The following is a 19076-nucleotide window of genomic DNA, read 5'->3' as shown; positions in this document are numbered from 1 at the left end:
TAAGTTTTAGGCAAAATTTAGATTTGCCGGAAAATTGCCTCTTTTGGAGTCAGCTTTGCATGACCAAGCCGGCCAATACGGAAACCATGGATCTCCTTCATCAGGGGCGTAAGGCATTCGTCTCTGGTCTTGCTTACGCGGCCATCCTCAGTGCGATCATCAATGTGCTTCAGCTGACGGTGCCGCTATTCATGCTGCAGGTCCATGACCGTGTCGTGAACAGCCAGAGCACCGACACGCTCATCATGCTGATCGTCGTGGCGGCGGTCGCGCTCGCGACCTATTGTGCCCTCGATTATGTCCGCGCGCTGACCTATCAGGTGATGGCCAGCAAGCTGGTGCGCAAGCTGAACCTCCCCATCCTGCAGGCTGCGGTATCTGCCTCCGTGAACCAAAGCGTGACGCAATCGGCTCAGGCGATCCGCGACCTCAACGACATCCGTTCCTTCGTCGTGGGAAATGCCATCAGCGTCCCGCTGGAGGCGTTCTGGGCCCCAATCTTCCTCGGAGTGCTTTTCGCCCTTCACTGGCTTTACGGCCTCGTGGCCCTGATCTCGGCGATCATCATCCTTTCGTTCAGCCTGCTCTCCGATTTCCTGACACGGCGGGCGACGAAGCGCGCCAACGAATCCGCTCTTCAGAACATCGGCGAGATCAGCGGCAGCCTACGTCACGCCGAGGCGATCGAGGCGATGGGCATGCTGCCCGCCCTTGCCAGCCGGTGGCGCCGCAGCCAGCTCCACACCCAGGATCTTCTCGACGTCACGACGCGCCGAAGCCGCGCTCTCGCATCGGTGACTCGCACCTGCCGCTACATGATGCAGATCGCCGTCCTATCGGTCGGCGCGATCCTCGTCATCAACCAGGAAGCCAGCGCCGGCTCGATGGTGGCCTCGAGCATCATCATGGGTCGGATGCTCCTGCCGTTCGACTCGATGGTTGACGGCTGGCGGCAATGGGTCATCGCCATGACAGCATGGAAGAACGTGCAGGACCTCCTGCAGAACCAGGCCCCCAAGCGGGAGACAAAGCCTACGCCGAGAACTCAAGGAGATCTCAAGGTCGACCGCCTCGTCTTCGCACCGCCCGGTTCCGACGTCCCCGTGCTGAAGGGACTGTCGTTCCAGCTTTCTCCTGGAGAGGTTCTCGGCATCGTCGGCCCCTCGGCCGCGGGAAAATCGACCCTGGCGCGCATGCTCATCGGCGTCACGAAGCCCACGACAGGCGGCGTCTACCTCGACGGCAACAATGTCTATCTCTGGGAGAGAGGCTCTTTCGGCGACATGGTCGGATACCTGCCGCAGAGCGTTTCGCTGCTCGACGGAACGATCAGGGACAACATCGCCCGCATGCGTGATGCGGATCCCCGTCTCGTTCTCGATGCGGCACGGCAGGCCGACGTCCATGACATGATCGGACGCCTGCCGCTCGGCTACGACACCCGCTTGGGCGACGGTGGCTACCTCCTGTCCGGCGGCCAGCGGCAGCGCATCGGCCTCGCCCGTGCCATCTATGGGCGGCCGCGGCTCGTCGTCCTCGACGAGCCCAACGCCAATCTCGATACGGACGGCGAACGGGCTCTCATTCGCGCCATCGAGGCCCTTCGGGCCGATGGGGCGATCATCGTCCTGATCGCCCATCGCCCGTCGATCATGCAGGCGGCCGACAAGATCATGGTCCTGCAGGAGGGCAAGATCAGCCAGTTCGGCCCGCGCAGCGCCATCGCCGGCATGATTGCGCCAGGGGAAAAGAGCGTCGCCGCCGTGACCAATCTCAGGGGGACCGCATGACGAAGGCTGTCGAAATCGTCAGAAAGCCTTCGTCGAGCGTGATGCCGTATGTGAAGGTCGAGCCGACACCTTGGACGGACCGCATCGTCGAAAACGACTTGCGTGAGCCATCCTATCGTGGACCGCTGATCGCCGGCTTGGCAACGATCTTCCTTGGCATCGGCGGACTGACCACCTGGAGCTTCTCGGCCCAGCTCGACAGCGCGGCGGTGGCATCCGCGACCGTTGTGGTGGATTCCAAGCGCAAGACGATCAGCCATCTGGAAGGCGGAATCCTCAAGTCACTGATCGCGCATGAGGGCGCTGCGGTGAAAGCCGGCGAACCATTGCTGCGGCTCGACGATACGCGGGCGAAGGCTGACTTGGAGCAGTTGCGCTCGAAGCGGATCGGCCTCGAGGCGCGCCTTGTCCGCCTTCGAGCCGAGCAGGCGAACGAGACGGGCAGTTTGAATTTCCCCGCCGACCTCCTCACCTCCGGCGGCCTGACGGCAGCAGATATCCTCAATGCCGAACGGCGTTACTTCGTGGCGCGGCGTGAGATGTTCGAGCGCAAGGTCGATATTCAGCGCAAGACCATTGAGCAGCAGATTGCCGAGCTCGATGCCGTGAAAGCTCAGACCGACGCCAATACACGGCAGGCGGAACTGCTCGATCGAGAGCTAAAGGCCGTCGCGTCCCTGGTCGAGAAGGGCTACGCGCCCCGGCCGCGTCTGACGGAAATGCAGACTCGGGAGAGCCAACTGGCGGGACAGGCCGGCGAACTCGCCTCTCGCCGCGCCAAAGCCGATCAGGCCAGGGCCGCCGCAGAACTTGAGATACTCTCCCTAGGCAACGACTTCCAGCAGCAGGTCGCTTCTGACATCCAGACCGCACAGCTCGAATTGGCCGATACGCTCGAGCGCATGAACGCCGCCAGAGACGTCCTGCGCCGCATCGAGGTGGTTTCGCCCGAAAATGGCATCGTCACGAATATCCGCTATCACACGCCGGGCAGCGTGATCACCGCCGGCCAACCGATCCTGGATATCGTGCCGGAAAACGAGCCGCTCATCGTCGAGGCAAAGGTGGGCCTACGAGATATCGACTCGGTTCATGTCGGCGCTCCGGTGCAGATCCGGCTTACCGCCTACAACAATCGGAGCACTCCGCCGCTCGCCGGAAAGCTAACCTACCTCTCTGCCGACCAGCAGATCGACGATCGCTTGAACGCTGCCTATTTCGTCGCGCGGGCGGAAATCAATTCCGAAAGCCTCAAAGCCAGCCCGGCCACGAGTCTCTATCCGGGAATGCCGGCGGAGATCCTGATCCTCAACAAGCCGCGGCGCGCCGTCGACTATCTTCTGGCTCCCATCACCGAGAGCTTCAACCGCGCTTTCCGCGAGGAATAAGCGCAGCTTCACTTAACCCTTATTGTCAAATTTCCAAGGTCGTGCGAGAGCAATCGCACGACCTTATTGCATTTATATCGGTTGAAACAAATTTGAATTTCGAACTAAATTAGTTACTCATAAAATTTAAATACAAATACATTTGCTACTACTATTTCAATACGCTCCAATCCCGTCATTTAATCTATAATTTGTGCGTTGCGAACATTTACAAGACGCAATTCTACATTTACTAATATGTTTGTTCGGCACTGCAACATGCAATTTCTACCGCCGGACCTCTCCTCTGCGCAGTCAGCGCTTCAACAAAGCTCGATGACAAAACCGGGCGTGCGGTCGCGCGCTTCGGTTGAAAAACAAGGATACGAGACATGGCAACAATTGGAGGCGGTGCTTTCGACGACACCCTGCACGGAACGTCAGGTCCGGATGTGGTGTTCGGTAATGCCGGTGATGACTTGATCTTTGGTGGCGGCGACAGCGATGCGCTCTCCGGAGACGACGGCAATGACATCCTGTTCGGCGGTAACGGCGACGACTGGATGTCCGGCGGCAACGGCGACGACATCCTGTTCGGCGGCGTTGGAGCCGACGTGCAGCAGGGTGGCGCCGGTGACGACATCCTGTTCGGCGGCAACAGCGACGACATTCAGCTCGGTGGCGCCGGAGATGACTATCTTCGCGGCGGCAACGGCAACGACATCCAGCTCGGCGGCGACGGCAACGACGTGATCGAAGGCGGCTCCGGCGACGACATCATGCAAGGCGGCGCTGGCGACGACATCCTGCGCGGCGGCTCCGGCGACGACATGCTCAGCGGTGGCGCAGGCGACGATGTTCTCCACGGCGGTTCGGGTGGCGACACCTTCGTCTTCACCGGCGGCGGCGGCAACGACGTGGTGCTCGACTTCAAAGTCGGCCAAGACATTCTGCAGATCTCGAAGGGCATCAACGGCACCGATATCGCATCGGCCGAGGATCTCGCGAGCCGTGTTCATCAGGTTGGATCGAACACCCTCGTCGATCTTGGAAATGGCGACAGCGTCACTCTGGTGAATATCGACGCCGACGACGTCAACACCAACCCGAACGACTACTTCTTCGTCCACTAGGGTCGTCGGCGCGCTCCGAATCATGGATGCCGCGGCCCCAAAGCCGCGGCATCGCTTTTTTCAAGGCTAGCTTGGCAGTAAATGCATGTCCGACTGTGCCACGATGACCACGCCGACGGATCACATCACGCGTCCAACGGTTTCCAGCCTGGGCCGGGATGCAATCCTTATCGCATGGGATGTGCCGCAATCAGCCCGCTTCACCTCTCCGAAACTGAGCGGAGATGCCGATTGGATTTCTCCGCTCGCCTCCCTGAAGCTCTCGCGCAGCGATGGCGGATTTCGGTTGCTCTGGGTTATCCGCCGTCCAAAGCACGAGCAGCTCGACATCGAGCTCGCAACCGGGCCTGTCGGCCTGCGTACAGACGTCGTAGTCGCAAGCGACACGATGGTCCCCACCGTCGCTGCCGACGATCTGCTCGAAGATCTGACCGATTCGAGCCGCGTCGCGCTCATCTCCGCACTGTTCAACGTGTGGAGCGCCATGTTCTCCCTGCAGAGAAACGCGACATTTATCCGCATTCTGAACGAGATTCTCGCGCAGGCCGCGCCGCATCCGGGAGCGGCTTCGGCAGTCGCCGTCGTGGCCGACGATCTGATCCTGCTCGAGACCGCAATCTCCAAATCGTTCGGCAAGATCGACGCCATCTATATCCTTGGATCGAGGGGGCCCGAACGCGTAAAGTGCCGTTCACACAAAACCGCTTCCGGGCGAGGCGAGCGGGAAGCCGTTCATGTTCTGGCCGAGCGTGCTCTCGTTCCCGCGCATGGCGCCCTGCTGATTCTCATCGGTCCGGACGGCCTTTCCGTTCGCAGGCTGCAGCAGAGCGCCACGCGGCTTCCGTCGATCGAGCATTGGTTCCGAGCTCACGCATCCACCGCTTCAGGCCTGCGTGAGTCTCTGCTTTCCGATATCGCCTCGCGCTCCGCGTCGGGGCGCGCGCTGGCACTTGAACTGCAGCTACGGTCGCCGCTCAAGCCGATCCGTGTCTCGAGCAGCCTCAACACGCCATCCGCGGAAATCGTATCGGCTCTGTCGACGGCGACAGGGACGCTCGTGACGGGATGGTATCGGGATCCCGCCGACCTGTTGGCAGGAGTCGAATTCATCGATCCAATTCTTGGACCTCGGGATCTCACGAACGAGCTGCACCGTTTTCCCGTCGAGGTCGCAGGCCCCAAGAAAGGATCGCGCCTTCAGGCGACAGGCTTTGCCGTGCTGGCGCCCGCTGCCGAGATCTCGGTCCCGCTCCTTCAACCTCGCTTTCGCCTGCGCCTGAAGTCCGGATCGTACCATTCGCTCGTACCGCCGGTTCAGCCTTCCGACCCTGTCGAGGCGAGAGCGTCGGCCCTGCGAGCCGTACCGCCGCAGCATGTGAATGATCCCATCCTGACAGACGTTCTCTCGCCCGTGATCGCCAGCCTGCACACGCAGGCTCGGCAGCGCATCGGAGCGCCTATCGTGCATGAGATTGGGCCACCGGTTGCGCGCCCACGTGTATCCGTCATCATTCCTCTCTACAGAACGTTGGAATTCCTCCGCTTTCAGATCGCCGCCTTTGCGACCGATCCCTGGCTTCGAGCCAATGCTGAGGTGATCTACGTTCTCGATTCTCCGGAGCAGGCACAGGAAGTTCAGCACCTTCTGGGTGGATTCCATCTGATCTATCGCCTTCCGATCACGCTTGTGGTCATGGAACGCAACGCCGGCTATGCGCGCGCCAACAATGCCGGCGTGTCGCAGGCTCGTGGTGACGTGTTGGCCCTCGTCAACTCCGATATCATCCCCACGGGACCCGGCTGGCTCGAGATCTTGACGGCCCGCCTGAACGGTCGCCGCCGCATCGGAGCCGTCGGTCCGAAACTCCTCTTCGAAGATGACTCGATCCAGCACGCAGGGATGTACTTCTCGAAGGATCATCGCGGGCGCTGGCTGAACCAGCATTTTCATAAGGGCATGCCGCGCGATTACGCACCTGCCTGCGAGGAGCGGCTCGTGCCGGCGGTGACGGGGGCTTGCCTTGTGACGCTGCGCAGCGTGTTCGAGGCCGTTGGCGGCTTTACCGAGGATTATGTGGTCGGCGATTACGAGGATAGTGACCTCTGCCTCAAGATCGCCATGACTGAGCGCAAGATCGCCTATGTACCGGATGTCGAGCTCTATCATCTCGAGCGCAAGTCGATGTCCCTCAATGCCGAATACATGCGCGGCATCGCCTGGCAGTACAACTGCGCCCTGCACACAGAGCGGTGGGATTCTGCGATGACCGCAACCATGCATGTCAGCCGCCAGCGCAAGACGAGGAATGCAGCAATATGAATGCCCATTTCGATGCCAGAACGGGAACGCAGGAAGTCACGCCGCCTGCCGACGATATGTCCCAACTGGCGGAATTGATGCAGAAAATCGCGCAGGACGATTCGCTTCCGGCACCCGCTCCCGAGAGCGTTTTCGTCGGAGATGGCGACTATCGTGCCATCGGCCTCGAATATCTCGGACATTACGTCAATATAGGCGGCCTAAAGCCGACCGATCGTGTGCTCGACATCGGCTGCGGCATTGGCCGCATGGCCGTTCCTCTGACGCAGTATCTCGATCCCGACACCGCTTTCTACGAGGGCGTAGATCCCGTCAACGAAGGCATCGAATGGTGCGTTCAGAACATCACCTCGGATCATCCGCATTTCCGGTTCTGCCGCGTGGACGTCGCGCATGAACTCTACAATCCGGGCGGAATGATTCCCGGACGCGAGATCGTCCTCCCGTTCGCGGGGGCAAAGTTCGACTTCATCACCATGGTCTCGGTGGCAACCCATCTGCCCGCCGACGAAATCGCTGCTTATGCCCGCGAGGTCATGCGGCTTCTGGCCCCTGGCGGCCGTCTCTTCCTAACAGCCTTCCTGGTCGCCCCCGAGGATCTGGACCGTGCGAATGCCCGTCCTCGCTTCCTGAAAGGCAAGGATGCCGGCAGCTGGATCGCGGATCCTGCGGCGCCTCTCGGCGCCATCGGCTTCGACGCCGGTCTCGTCGAATCGCTTGTTCGGCGGGCCGGTCTCGACATCAGCCGCATCAGCCTCGGCCATTGGCGCGGGATCGAGAGCTCGCATTACCAGGACATCATCATCGCCGTGAAGCCGGAGGATATCGCTTGACCTTGCGTGTCCTCGTCGTCGCTCACAACCATCCCGACTTCCACCCTGGAGGAACGGAAATCTTCGCGCACGATCTCTTTCGCGAGTATCGTGGCCGCGCGGATGTGGAGACGCTCTTTCTGGCAGCGACGAACCGCCTTCATCGTGAGCAGCGGCCTGGTACGAGCTTCCAGGCGGTGGGGCAGGCAACCGACGAGGTCATTCTCTGGAGCGGGCATTTCGACCGCTTCTACATGAGCCAGATCGACAGCTACGGCACCGTACCGCATCTCGTGAGCCTCCTTGAGGAGTTCCGGCCGGACGTCGTGCACATCCATCACATGCTGCTGATCGGTGCCGAGTTCATCGCTCTGGTTCGACGCGTCGTACCGAATGCACGCATCGTGATGACCCTGCACGACTATTATGCCATCTGTTCGCATGACGGACTGATGATGCGAACGAAGGGCCGCGAGCGCTGCGACCGGGCGAGCCCGACCCGCTGCAGCACCTGTTTCCCCGACATCTCCGCCGACAAATTCCTGCTCCGGGAGCGCTTCCTGAAAACGCTTCTCGGCCAGGTCGATCTCTTCATCGCGCCGAGCCGGTTCATCAAGGAACGCTTCGTGGAATGGGGATTGCCGGCCAATACCATCGATGTCCTGCCGAACGGCCGTCCCGCAGCCGAACCGGCGGCACATCGACCGTCGCCCGATGGACGCCGACAGGTCTTCGGATATTTCGGCAACCTCAATCCCTGGAAGGGAGTCCCAAGTCTTCTCAAGGCGGCTCAGAGGCTGATCGCGACAGGCAACGAGGATTTCGAGCTGCGGCTCCATGGCGGCGCGCCGTTTCAGGCGAAGGATTTCGTCGACAGCATCGACTCTCTGATCGAGGACACCGATCCCCACGTCGTGCGCCTGGGCCCCTACCAGCGCAGTGAAATCCCGAGCCTCATCGCTGCCGTCGACTGGGTGGTTGTTCCGTCGATCTGGTGGGAGAACGCTCCACTGGTGATTCAGGAAGCCTTTCTCCACCGCCGTCCGGTTATCACCAGCAATATCGGCGGCATGGCCGAGGCGGTCCGGGATGGGATCGATGGCCTGCATGTCAGGCCGGACGACCCGATCGCCCTCGCCAACACCATGCGGAGAGCCATGGATTCTCCCAAGCTTTGGGACGACCTCGTCTCCGGCATCAAGCCTCCGGCAACGATCACTGAGATCGCCGACCGACATCTTGCAGCCTATCGCGGCATCGGGCGGCGCGGAGAAGTCATCCAATTGAAGGCGAACGCGGCATGAGCGCATCACCGTCCAAAAACGTCGTTGCAGTCAACGATACGCCGTCCCCCTCTCAGATCCAGGGACGGCTCGACGCCATCGAAGGGCGCAGGCTCTTCGGCTGGGTCTGGGATCGCGCCTATCCCAACGAGCGTCTCCTCGTGCGCATTCTGCTCGAAGGACGAATGGTGGTTTCGGCGACGGCGGACCTGCCCCGCGTCGATCTGCGCCGCAACGGCATCGGCGATGGCGGCCATGCCTTCGAGGTCGAGCTGCCCGAAGCCCTGGCCGGCGTCACGGAAAGCCTGACGGTCGTCGCCGTGTCCTCCGTCACCGGCGAGGAGATCGTGCTTCGTTCGCCAAGCCAGGATGAGCGCGCGGCGGAGGCGGCTGTCAGCGGCCCCCTGAATCGGGTTCTCGACCGTCTCGAAATCCTGATCGAGGCGCAGCGCCGGTCTCAGATCCTGCAGCGCGACGTCGTCGAATCGATCCGCACGACGTCCAAGCAGGTTGACGAGATCGTCAGCCAGGAAGACGGCATCGGCGCGGCTCTGGAGCTGGTGCGATCCAGCCAGACGGAAATCACCGAGAAGATCTCGGGCATCGAAGTGTTCCATATGCGCTTCGACAAGGTTCTCTCGGATTTCGACAAGCGCATCGGGGAGCTGACGACGGCAGCCGATCGCCCCATGCGCCGCGCCGTCGCGCTTCTGATCGCCTTCGGCGGCCTTTCCGCCGTCAGCACCATTATCACCCTCGTGGTCGTTCTCCGCCACGGGCTGCGATGAACATTTGAGAGAGATCCCGAACCGGGACCGAGGAAGAGAGATGGACGGGGCAGTGTCAGTGGAAAGCCAACTTCACCTTCCGATCGATGGCGAAACCGCGCTCGCCACGCCGATCGGCGACGATCTCGCGCTGATCGCCGGCGTTGCCGATGTCATGTCGGACAATGTCGAAGTTCTTCTGAACGGCGATCCTTCCATGACGATGCGGGCGCGGGTCATCAGCTGGACGCGTCACGACGCGCCTGCGGAGGCCGCAATCGGCTTTCTTGCCGTCGTGCCCATCCGGCTGGTGGGGCGGGTTCGCCTGCGCTCCATCGTCATGCGCCGGAATGGCCAGCCGGTGCGCTACACGCTCGTGCGCTCGGCCCTGTCCCTGGCCGGCCTGATGCAGATCGTATCCGAGGATGCGGCAACGCAGTTCGCGGACATCACTGAGGACGTCGTGCAGGCGCTCGCCCTGGATCGGACGAATCAACGTCGGATGGCAGCTGCCCTGTCGATTCTAACGGATGTCGCCAGGAACGACGGTTGGATCGAGGTCATGGGTTCGATCGATACGGGCGAGGTCTTCCTTCAGGGCTGGGCTGTCGACCTTCCGTCGGAACAGGTGCGCGTGCTCGTGGCGCATGACAGTGTGCTGCCCGCCGAGTTTCGGGCCGCCTCCGTCGAGCGAAGCGACCTCTTGGGCAAGGGCCGCGGCTTCATCGGAATGCTCGATACGGGACGCACGACGCTCGACCCGGAGAAGATTCAAAAGCTGTTCTTCCGCGCGAAGGACGGCTGGCGATGCCTCGATGTCTACAATCGCCGCGTGCTTCTGCCGACCACGGATGTTCCGGCCCATGTCCGCGACGGGCTTGCCCGCGCATCGGCCAGCCCCGAGACTTTGCGCATCCTTCGCCAAGCCGGTGAGCGCTTTGACGGGCGCGACACGGTGTCGGTTCTGAAACAGCCTGTGCGGATCGGCATGGACATGGTGGTCGAGGTTCCAGGTGGCGGCTTCCTCGTCGCCGGCTGGATCCTGGACCCGGAGGGCCATGCGGAATCGATCTCCCTGCGAACCGGCTCGGACAGCGCCAGGATAGACGACAGCTGGACGCGGCTCCCGCGACACGACGTGACCGCAGCCTTCCTGCACCATGAGCTGTTTGCCGGACGGCTCGACCCGCAACGAGGCGACCACGGTTTCCTCGCCTTCGTGCCGGATCTCTCGCGAGCGGGCGATGCGCCGGTCTATTTCGAGTTCAAGATCGGCGAAAGCGCTGCATTCTATCCCCTGAACCCTGCGCGCAACCTGTCGCGGCGTTCCCTCGAGCGTCTCATCGCACCGTTGGATCCGCGAACTGCGGCGGCCGGTACGGCGATCGAACGACACATCGGACCGATGATGCAGGCCCTGGCGGCGCCCGCGATCAGCATCGTCGAGATCCGGGATTTTGGCTTCGACGATACCGCGGCCTCCAAGGCGATCGTCGTGGGAGCAGGCTTCGATGTAGAAGAGGTCAGCGCCGCACTCGTGCTGCTGGCACTCGACCCGGAAACCTGCGGCGTCCCCATCATCGTCTCGGCTCCGGTCGAGGTCTTCGGCAGCATGGCGCCGGAGGTGGAGCGGCTGACGCGCTTCTACGGGCTCACCGTACGGATGATCGGAGCCGAGGGCGTCCAGGACCCCTGCGATGCCCTCGAGGCCGCCGTTCAAGCGACGAGAGCGGATGCGCTGGTGTTTCTGTCGGCGGGTGTCCTGCCGCGCCAGGCCGGTTGGCTGTCGGTTATGGAACGGGCCTATCGGGCACGGAACGGAAAGGCTCTGGTCAGCCCGACCATCGTCTTCGAGGACGATTCGATCCGGTTTGCGGGAACGTGGTTCGACAACGAAGAGCAGAAGCTCGTCGACCGCTTCATCGGATATCCGCGCGACGTGGTGCATGGTTCCGAGCCTTCGGAGGTCATGGCCGGCTCCACGGCCTGCTGCATCGTCTCGAAGAGCGCCGTCGAGGCGGCAGGCGGTTTCACCCGGTCCTATCTCGGGGTGAGCGACAAAGGGCGCGATCTCTGCCTCAAGCTGCGGCTTGCCGGAACCATGTCGGTGTGGCTGCCGGACGTCGAGATGATTTCGGCAGAGGATGAAGCCAGCGGACCCAACCTTCCCATGCGCCGTCTGGCGCAGCGGATCGACCGCTGGAGCTTCGATCGGAAGTGGTCCCTTCTCGTGAACAACATGCGGTGACAACCATGCCCAAGACCTTCCCTCGCGTTCTGGTCGTGTCGCACGGCCACCCCAGCTACTCCCTCGGCGGCGCGGAGATCGCGGCCTACAATCTCCACAAAGGCCTCAATAAGATCGAAGGCGCCGAATCCCGCTTCCTGGCCCGCGTCGGCTATCCGGTCGTGCGCCACAGCGGCACCGCGCTCATGAGCCTGCGCCAGAATGGCGGAGACATCCTCTACCACGCCGATGAATACGACCACTTTCTGATCTCGAACCGGAATACCGAGGAAATCGAACGTGACTTCCTGCGTGTCCTGCGCGATCTCAAGCCGGACGTGGTCCATTTTCATCACTTCATCGGTCTGGGTCTTGAGACCATCTATGCGGTTCGCCGCGCTCTTCCGGACTGCGTGATCGTGATCACGTTCCACGAGTTCCTGTCCATCTGCCACCATCACGGGCAGATGGTGAAGACCGGCGGCACGAAATTGTGCCAACGATCCTCGCCGGCGGATTGCAACAGCTGCTTTCCCGAAATTTCCCCGGCCCGGTTCCTGCGTCGCGAGCACTTCGTGCGCGGGCTCCTGGAGGTTGCGGACTACTTCGTCTCGCCAAGCCAGTTTCTCGTGGACCGCTATGTCGACTGGGGACTCGATCCGTCGCGGTTCATCGTGATCGAGAACGGTCTAGACATCGCGGAACCGACGCCTCCGCGTCCCCTGCCGACGAAGAAGGATCGCCGGTCCCGCTTTGCCTATTTCGGCCAGATCACCCAGTTCAAGGGCGTCGACGTGCTCCTCGATGCAGTGGCGCGAATTCCTGACGCCATCTGGGGCGACGATGCGCAGCTGATGATCTTCGGCGGCAACCTCGAGCGGCAGCCCACCTCCTTCCAGGAGAAGATCGAGAAGCTAGTGGAGCGGGCAGGAAACCGCGTCCGCTTCTACGGCGCCTATCAGAACAGCGAGATGCCGCGGCTGATGCGGTCCATCGACTGGACGATCATTCCCTCCATCTGGTGGGAGAATTCGCCCATCGTCATTCAGGAATCCTTCTTCCACGGCCGCCCGATGATCTGCAGCAATATCGGCGGCATGGCGGAAAAGATCACCGACGGTGTCGACGGCCTGCATTTCCGCGTCGCCTCCTCGGAAGACCTTGTCGACCGGATGTCGGAGGCGCTCACGAATCCGGGGCTTTGGGATCAGCTCCGGGCCGGCATCAAGACCCCAATCAGCTACGAGGAATGCGCCCGGCAGCACCTCGCCCTCTACCACGATCTTGCAGCTCAGAAGGCGAAGGGAATTCCCACAGCCGCCCTGACCGCTTGAGACACATTGAAGACACTTAATTGGAGATCAACCCATGAAGCGCGTTCTCGTCATCAGCCCCTCCGGTGAAGTCTACGATCACGACAATGTCCGTTGGTACAACTACAAGGATGTTCAGCGGAGCATCAATCACTACCACAACATCGGCGACGCCTTCGTCTTCGATTCATCCCTCAAGCTCTTGAACTTCAGCAAGCTCAGCGCGCTTGAGATCATCAATCCCAAGCTCGAGGACACGGACCGCATCAACGCGGAGTACGACTTCGTCTTCCTGCGTGGCTCGAACTACGTTCACAAGGACATGCGCTGGAGCCAGACAGCCGAGGTGCTCAAGCGGCTCAAGATCCCGGTGATCGCCTGGGGTATCGGAGCCCAGGCACCGGTGAAGGGCAAGATCGAGTTGTCCGACGAGACGAAGACCGTCCTGCGCATGATGGCGGATTCCACGACCTCGATCGGCGTCCGCGGCGCCTATTCGGCTCAGGTCCTGTGGGACATCGGCATCAGGAACGTCCGCATCGTCGGCTGCCCGACCGCGTTCCGCCGCAACAACCCCGACCTCAACATCCAGCTTCCGTCCCTCGACAAGATCCGGACGGCAGGCATCACTCTTCGCCGCGAGGTGTCCTCGACCTATGCGCAGGACATCAAGCAGTATCTCACCTTCCACCGCGATCTGGTGAAGGATCTCGCCAACCGCTTCGACGTGGTGCTGATGGCGCAGGGCGAGGTCGAGGAGAAGAAGATCGTTTTCGGCACGCCGGAGCAGAAGGAAGAGGCATTCGCTGCACTGAAGGCCAACAAGACCGTCAAGGACTGGTATCTCGACGAGACGATGGAGAAGCTGCATCGCGAGCGGCTGTTCTATTCCGACGTCGTGGCGGATTACGAGAACCTGGTTCAGCAGAAGGATCTCGTGCTCGGCTATCGTCTGCACGGCAACCTGATGGCTCTGGCGAACAACGTCCCGTCGATCTACTTCACCTACGACAGCCGGACGGTCGAATTCGCCGAGACCTATCAGATCCCGAGCTTCGACGTGTTCTCGGGCAAAGAGTTCCGGCTCGAGGATTACTGGGATCAGTCCCTCTTCGACAAGTTCAACCGCGCCTACCACCACACCTACCGCGAGATGCGCCAGTTCCTCGTCGAGAACGGCGTCGACACCAAGATGGTCGACGCGATGGCAAAGCCTGAAAAGGCTCAGCTGAAGGCGGCGTAATGGCTTTCCCGCGCAAGGAGAAGCGAGGATATCTCGTCGCCATGCTCCTGGCGGCGGGATGCCTTTTCACCTCACAAATCAGAGCGGAGGGAGGCGGCCCGCCTCCCCTCGCCGTCAAGCCGTCCGGCGCCATGGAGACCGTGTTCGACTGGTCCCAGGATGCCTGCGTCAAGTCTCACGTGCCTGATGCACCGGCGCGTGCCTTCCGGGATGCGCAAGGTAAGATTCATCTCATCATCAGCCACAACGACAACCGGGCCCATATCGGCCCGACCCTCGATACGGTCGAACGCAACTGTTCCGTGATCCACGAGGCGCACCGCTCGCCCGTTCTGGCGCAGTTCGACGATCTGAGCTGGATCAGCGGGGTCTATACCAAGGACGGAAAGACCGTCTACGCGCTGGCCCACACGGAATTGCGCGGCGAGCGGATTCCGGGGCAATGCCCGGCGGGCAAGTATTCCGCCTGCCTCCTGAACACGGTAACCGGCCTCGTGTCCACCGACGGCGGCCGTTCCTTCCTACCTGCCAGTAATGGTGGACGTCCTCCGGTCGTGGCGACTTTGCCCTATGCCTATCCCACCGACCGGACCTCTCGGGTGGGATATGCCAATCCGACGAACATCATCGAGCGGGACGGATGGTACTACGCCTTCATGTTCGCCGACGCATACAGGGGGCAGAAGCGCGGCAACTGCCTGATCCGCACGAAGACGCTCGAGGATCCTGCCTCCTGGCGTGCCTGGGACGGCAAGGGTTTTTCCGTGCGCTTCGTCGACCCCTTCCGCGATACGGCGCAGGATCCCGAAGCCCATGTCTGCGCTCCCGTCGCACCGCAGGTCATCAACCGCATGATCGGCGGGCTCGTGACCCATAGGGCGAGCGGAGCGGTCATCGCCATCTTCGGCGACAAGCGACCGCAACCGGATGGGCGCGTCGTCGAAGGGATCTTCACCACCACCTCCCGCGACCTGCTGACCTGGAGCAAGCCTTCGCTCGTCATGGAAGCGGAGCTGCTGTGGGATCTGGGGTGCGGAGAACGAGAGGTCTTCTTCTATCCGAGCCTGATCGATCCGGCAGCCAGGACGCCGTCTTTCGAGGATTTCGGCGAGAGCGGATTTCTCTACCTCGCTCGCTACCAGAACTTCAAGAACTGCAAGGTGACCTGGGACCGGGACCTCGTCCGAGTGCCTGTCCGCCTTCAGCAGAACCCATAAGCGACATCTCCTCCCTGCTCTGGGCTCAGAGCCGAAAACAAGGTGAAACATGACCGTATTGGTGACCGGCGGTGCCGGCTATATCGGAAGCCACATGGTTCTTGCTCTCGTCGATGCCGGCCAGAGCGTCGTCGTGCTCGACAACCTGAGCACCGGGTTTCCGTGGCTGGTCCATCCCAAGGCCCATTTCGTCAAAGGTGATTGCGGCGACGAGGGCCTTGTTGCCGAGATCATCCAGGAGCACGGCATCGACGCCATCGCGCATTTCGCAGGCTCGATCGTCGTTCCGGATTCCGTCACCGATCCGCTGGGCTATTACTTCAACAACACCGTGAAATCGCATGCCCTGATCCGGACCGCGGTCCGCAACAAGGTCGGCCGTTTCATCTTCTCGTCGACGGCGGCGGTCTATGGCGATGCCAAGGACAACCCGATCAGGGAATCCTCGCCTCTCAATCCGGTCTCGCCCTATGGCACATCGAAGCTCATGACGGAGCTGATGCTGCGGGACACCGCGGCTGCCCATGCGCTGAACACCGTGGTGCTGCGTTACTTCAATGTGGCAGGAGCCGACCCGCAGGGACGCAGCGGGCAATCCAGCCAGCGAGCGACACATCTCATCAAGGTTGCGACGCAGGCCGCTCTTGGCGAGCGCAGCCACCTCGACGTGTTCGGAACGGATTATCCGACGCCTGATGGAACATGCCTGCGGGACTATATCCACGTCTCGGATCTCGCGCACGCCCATATGCTGGCGCTCGACTATCTTCGGGCCGGGGGTGCCAGCACGACACTCAATTGCGGCTACAGCCGCGGCTATTCCGTGCTTGAGGTGATCGAGGCGGTGAAGCGAGTCTCCGGCGTCGATTTCGAAACGCGCCTGCAGGACAGGCGCGCGGGCGATCCGGCGATGCTGATCGCCGGCGCTGAACGGATCCAGCAAACGCTTGGATGGAAGCCTGCTCTGGACGACCTCGAAGCCATCATCGCTCATGCGCTCGCCTGGGAGGCCTCCCTGAAGAAGCGCACGACGCAGGCGGCGTAGCACCCGGCTCCAAACGCAATGCGGCGCCGGAGTGGCTTTCGCTCCGGCGCCGCAATGGAAATATATCGTTCTACGTCAGGCTTTCAGGCCGCTCGCTCAGCGAGGCGTGACGTCGAACCCAAAGTACTTCATCGAGAGCTTCTCGATGGTTCCATCGGCCTTCGCTTCGGTGATGGCCTTGTCGAACAGGGCCTTCAGCTCCGGATCGGACTTGCGCAGGCCGACCGAGCTGCCGCGACCGAGCATGCCGCCCTGGAAGCGCGGTCCCACGAGGGTCATTTCCTCGTTGCCGGATTTCGCGGCCGAGCCGGAGAGATAGGCGGTCGACGCCATGATCGCATCGATGCGGCCAGCGGTGAGGTCGAGATCGTGCTGCTCGGTGGTCTTGTACTCGCGGATCTCGGCCGTACCCTTGAGATACTTGTCGAGGAAGTTCGCCGCGATCGACGAGCCCTGCACACCGATCGTCTTGCCTTTCAGGACCGGCTTCAGCTCCTCGATGGCAGCCGCGGCGCCCGCTTCGTTGGTCGCCAGCGAGAAGACCTTGCCGTTCAGGGGCATCTTCGCAAGCTCGCCGGTCTTCAGCACGGCGAAGGTCTGGCCGGTCGTGCCGTAGGCCTGGGTGAAGGCCATCACCTCTTCGCGCTTGGCGGTTGCTGACATGCCGGCCATGATCGCATCGAACTTACCGGCGTTGAGAGCCGGAATGATACCGTCGAAGGACTGCGCCTCGATCGTGCACTCGACCTTCATGCGGGCGCAGAGGTCCTTGTAGAGATCGATCTCGAAACCGTCGAGCGTGCCGTCCGGCTTGGTGAAGTTCCAGGGTGCGAAGGCGCCCTCCGTGGCGATGCGAACCTTGGTCCAGGTCTTTTCCTGCGCGATGGCGCCCGATCCGAGTGCGAGCGTGGCGCCGGTGAGCGCGAGTGCGAGAATCTTGCCGATGGTCTTCATGGAGTGCCCTCTGTTGGTCGTGTCATGCAAAAGGTTGAGATCGGTGTTCTTAAGACGCGAGACGTTCCGCCTGGTCAGCGACCGGCGGGTTCACATCGTCGGGAATCGGATTGACGAACGGCGTGCCGGCGAGCCGCTCACGGAAATCGGCCTTGGCGGCATCGATCAGAGCGGGATCGCGGAGGAGATCGACGGCCGTGCCGGCCATGACCTTGGCGGCGTGCTCCATGCCCTTGTGCGCGGCAGGCGCCTTGCCCTGCGCCACGAGCTGCCAGGAATGGCCCGGCGTCCCGATGGCGTAGGTGGCGCCACGCATCTGGACGGTGGGCACGACCCAGCTGACAGTGCCCACATCGGTGGAGCCGACGAGCGTTCCATCACCGCTTTCCGGCGGGAAGATCGTGTCGCAGAGCGAAACACCCATGCGCGGCTTCAGGCCGAACCGGGCGAAGGAGGATTTGATGTCCTCGTCGGTCAACGTCTTCTGAATCTCCGCCGCGAAAGCACGATCCTGATCGTCGTAGACCGGCGGGCCGAGGCGCTCGAGGTTCTGGTGCATCAGCTGCTCGAGCGGCGTATTGCCGACGAGATTGGCATCGCCGCTGACGATCTCGCTGCGCACGCTCGTTTCCGTCATCAGCGCCGCGCCCTCGGCGATCTTCTTCACCCGGCGGAGCAGCCCCTGCATCTCCGGCAGGTCGCGGGCGCGGATCAGGTAGCGCACCGTCGCATTGGCCTGCACGACGTTCGGCGCCGATCCACCCGTATCGGTGATCGCGTAGTGAATGCGGGCCGTGCTCGGCATGTGCTCGCGCATGTAGTTGACGCCCACGTTCATCAGCTCCACTGCGTCGAGCGCGCTGCGCCCCAAATGGGGCGATGCCGCCGCATGGGAGGCGCGGCCGCTGAAGTGGAAGTTGATCTCGTTGCAGGCGAGCGAAATCGGGTTGTTGACGCCGGCAAAAGGCGCGGGATGCCAGGAGATCGCGACGTCGACGTCGTCGAACACGCCAGCCCGCACCATGAAGCCCTTGGCGGAGCCGCCCTCCTCGGCCGGGCAGCCATAGTAGCGCACGCGCCCTTTCAGGCCGTGAGCCGCGAGATAGTCCTTCACCGCCGTGGCGGCCATGAGGGCGCCGCTCCCGAGCAGGTTATGGCCGCAGCCGTGACCGTTGCCGCCGGCGACGATGGGCTTCTGCTCGGCCGTCCCTGCCTCCTGGCTGAGACCCGGCAGGGCGTCGTATTCGCCCAGGATGGCGATCACCGGTCCGCCCTCCCCCGCTTCGCCCATCACGGCCGTCGGGATGCCCGCCACCCCGTGCACGATCCGGAAGCCCTGCTGCTCGAGCATTGTCGTGTGCTCGGCACAGGAGCGGTGTTCCTCGAAATTGAGCTCCGGCATCTCCCAGACCCGGTCGCTGAGAGCGAAGAAGGCCTCTCGCTTGGATTCGACCAGATCCCAGATTTCCGAGGAATTCTTTGCAGACACGATGGAATCTCCATTAGCCGGACGACGGCCTCTTCCCTCCGAGATGAGCGCGGGAGGCGTGAAGCGGCTAGATGTTTGCCAAAATTGGTGCCAATATGATGCACGCTCAAAAACGG

14 protein-coding genes are annotated in these 19076 nt (G+C 62.2%); 12 read left to right on the top strand and 2 right to left on the bottom strand.

Annotated elements, in window-relative coordinates; genetic code table 11:
* The first annotated feature begins 59 nt into the window (after positions 1-59).
* The 12 genes from JKL46_RS03325 to galE all read left to right on the top strand — a co-directional run bounded on the left by JKL46_RS03325 (position 60) and on the right by galE (position 16517).
* Complete coding sequence (locus JKL46_RS03325) at positions 60-1790, top strand: type I secretion system permease/ATPase (protein WP_201829987.1); 1731 nt, start codon at positions 60-62, stop codon at positions 1788-1790.
* The gene (locus JKL46_RS03320) at positions 1787-3178 is read left to right on the top strand and encodes an HlyD family type I secretion periplasmic adaptor subunit (RefSeq protein WP_201829986.1); all 1392 of its coding nucleotides are present in this window, start codon (positions 1787-1789) and stop codon (positions 3176-3178) included. Before JKL46_RS03325 ends, JKL46_RS03320 begins: the two co-directional genes overlap by 4 nt.
* Before the next feature lie 371 nt (positions 3179-3549).
* Entirely contained in the window at positions 3550-4290 is a 741-nt protein-coding gene (locus JKL46_RS03315) for a calcium-binding protein (protein ID WP_201829985.1), read from the top strand.
* A gap of 85 nt (positions 4291-4375) precedes the next feature.
* A complete protein-coding gene (locus JKL46_RS03310; protein WP_201829984.1) occupies positions 4376-6610 on the top strand; it encodes a glycosyltransferase in 2235 nt (744 codons plus the stop codon).
* Positions 6607-7443, top strand: a complete 837-nt coding sequence (locus tag JKL46_RS03305; protein ID WP_201829983.1) for a class I SAM-dependent methyltransferase — start codon at positions 6607-6609, stop codon at positions 7441-7443. Before JKL46_RS03310 ends, JKL46_RS03305 begins: the two co-directional genes overlap by 4 nt.
* Positions 7440-8726 (top strand): glycosyltransferase family 4 protein, encoded by a 1287-nt coding sequence (locus tag JKL46_RS03300; protein WP_201829982.1) that lies wholly within the window; start codon positions 7440-7442, stop codon positions 8724-8726. The genes JKL46_RS03305 and JKL46_RS03300 overlap by 4 nt, the downstream gene beginning before the upstream one ends.
* Complete coding sequence (locus tag JKL46_RS03295; protein WP_201829981.1) at positions 8723-9493, top strand: hypothetical protein; 771 nt, start codon at positions 8723-8725, stop codon at positions 9491-9493. Before JKL46_RS03300 ends, JKL46_RS03295 begins: the two co-directional genes overlap by 4 nt.
* Positions 9494-9533: 40 nt before the next feature.
* Complete coding sequence (locus JKL46_RS03290) at positions 9534-11720, top strand: glycosyltransferase family 2 protein (protein ID WP_201829980.1); 2187 nt, start codon at positions 9534-9536, stop codon at positions 11718-11720.
* A 5-nt stretch (positions 11721-11725) separates the two neighbouring features.
* A complete protein-coding gene (locus JKL46_RS03285) occupies positions 11726-13033 on the top strand; it encodes a glycosyltransferase family 4 protein (RefSeq protein ID WP_201829979.1) in 1308 nt (435 codons plus the stop codon).
* Positions 13034-13067: 34 nt separating this feature from the next.
* Positions 13068-14255 carry a polysaccharide pyruvyl transferase family protein gene (locus JKL46_RS03280; RefSeq protein ID WP_201829978.1) on the top strand — a complete coding sequence of 396 codons (1188 nt, stop codon included), beginning with the start codon at positions 13068-13070 and terminating at the stop codon, positions 14253-14255.
* Positions 14255-15472 carry a hypothetical protein gene (locus JKL46_RS03275; RefSeq protein WP_201829977.1) on the top strand — a complete coding sequence of 406 codons (1218 nt, stop codon included), beginning with the start codon at positions 14255-14257 and terminating at the stop codon, positions 15470-15472. Before JKL46_RS03280 ends, JKL46_RS03275 begins: the two co-directional genes overlap by 1 nt.
* A gap of 49 nt (positions 15473-15521) precedes the next feature.
* Entirely contained in the window at positions 15522-16517 is a 996-nt protein-coding gene (gene galE, locus JKL46_RS03270) for a UDP-glucose 4-epimerase GalE (protein WP_201829976.1), read from the top strand.
* A gap of 96 nt (positions 16518-16613) precedes the next feature.
* On the opposite strand, the gene JKL46_RS03265 is transcribed toward galE, so the two are convergent.
* A complete protein-coding gene (locus JKL46_RS03265) occupies positions 16614-17471 on the bottom strand; it encodes a transporter substrate-binding domain-containing protein (RefSeq protein ID WP_201829975.1) in 858 nt (285 codons plus the stop codon).
* 49 nt (positions 17472-17520) lie between these two features.
* Positions 17521-18960: an amidohydrolase gene (locus JKL46_RS03260; protein ID WP_201829974.1), complete on the bottom strand. Its 1440-nt coding sequence runs from the start codon at positions 18958-18960 to the stop codon at positions 17521-17523.
* Between the last annotated feature and the right edge of the window lie 116 nt (positions 18961-19076).

The organism is Microvirga zambiensis WSM3693, assembly GCF_016735695.1.
Lineage (GTDB): Bacteria > Pseudomonadota > Alphaproteobacteria > Rhizobiales > Beijerinckiaceae > Microvirga > Microvirga zambiensis.
The sequence above is the reverse complement of the archived record's forward strand: the minus strand, read 5'-3'. Positions and strand labels throughout refer to the sequence as shown.

Coding starts and splice junctions, on each gene's coding strand:
- JKL46_RS03325 (WP_201829987.1), top strand. CDS start 60: ATGACCAAGCCGGCCAATACGGAAACCATGGATCTCCTTCATCAGGGG.
- JKL46_RS03320 (WP_201829986.1), top strand. CDS start 1,787: ATGACGAAGGCTGTCGAAATCGTCAGAAAGCCTTCGTCGAGCGTGATG.
- JKL46_RS03315 (WP_201829985.1), top strand. CDS start 3,550: ATGGCAACAATTGGAGGCGGTGCTTTCGACGACACCCTGCACGGAACG.
- JKL46_RS03310 (WP_201829984.1), top strand. CDS start 4,376: ATGTCCGACTGTGCCACGATGACCACGCCGACGGATCACATCACGCGT.
- JKL46_RS03305 (WP_201829983.1), top strand. CDS start 6,607: ATGAATGCCCATTTCGATGCCAGAACGGGAACGCAGGAAGTCACGCCG.
- JKL46_RS03295 (WP_201829981.1), top strand. CDS start 8,723: ATGAGCGCATCACCGTCCAAAAACGTCGTTGCAGTCAACGATACGCCG.
- JKL46_RS03290 (WP_201829980.1), top strand. CDS start 9,534: ATGGACGGGGCAGTGTCAGTGGAAAGCCAACTTCACCTTCCGATCGAT.
- JKL46_RS03285 (WP_201829979.1), top strand. CDS start 11,726: ATGCCCAAGACCTTCCCTCGCGTTCTGGTCGTGTCGCACGGCCACCCC.
- JKL46_RS03280 (WP_201829978.1), top strand. CDS start 13,068: ATGAAGCGCGTTCTCGTCATCAGCCCCTCCGGTGAAGTCTACGATCAC.
- JKL46_RS03275 (WP_201829977.1), top strand. CDS start 14,255: ATGGCTTTCCCGCGCAAGGAGAAGCGAGGATATCTCGTCGCCATGCTC.
- galE (WP_201829976.1), top strand. CDS start 15,522: ATGACCGTATTGGTGACCGGCGGTGCCGGCTATATCGGAAGCCACATG.
- JKL46_RS03265 (WP_201829975.1), bottom strand. CDS start 17,471: ATGAAGACCATCGGCAAGATTCTCGCACTCGCGCTCACCGGCGCCACG.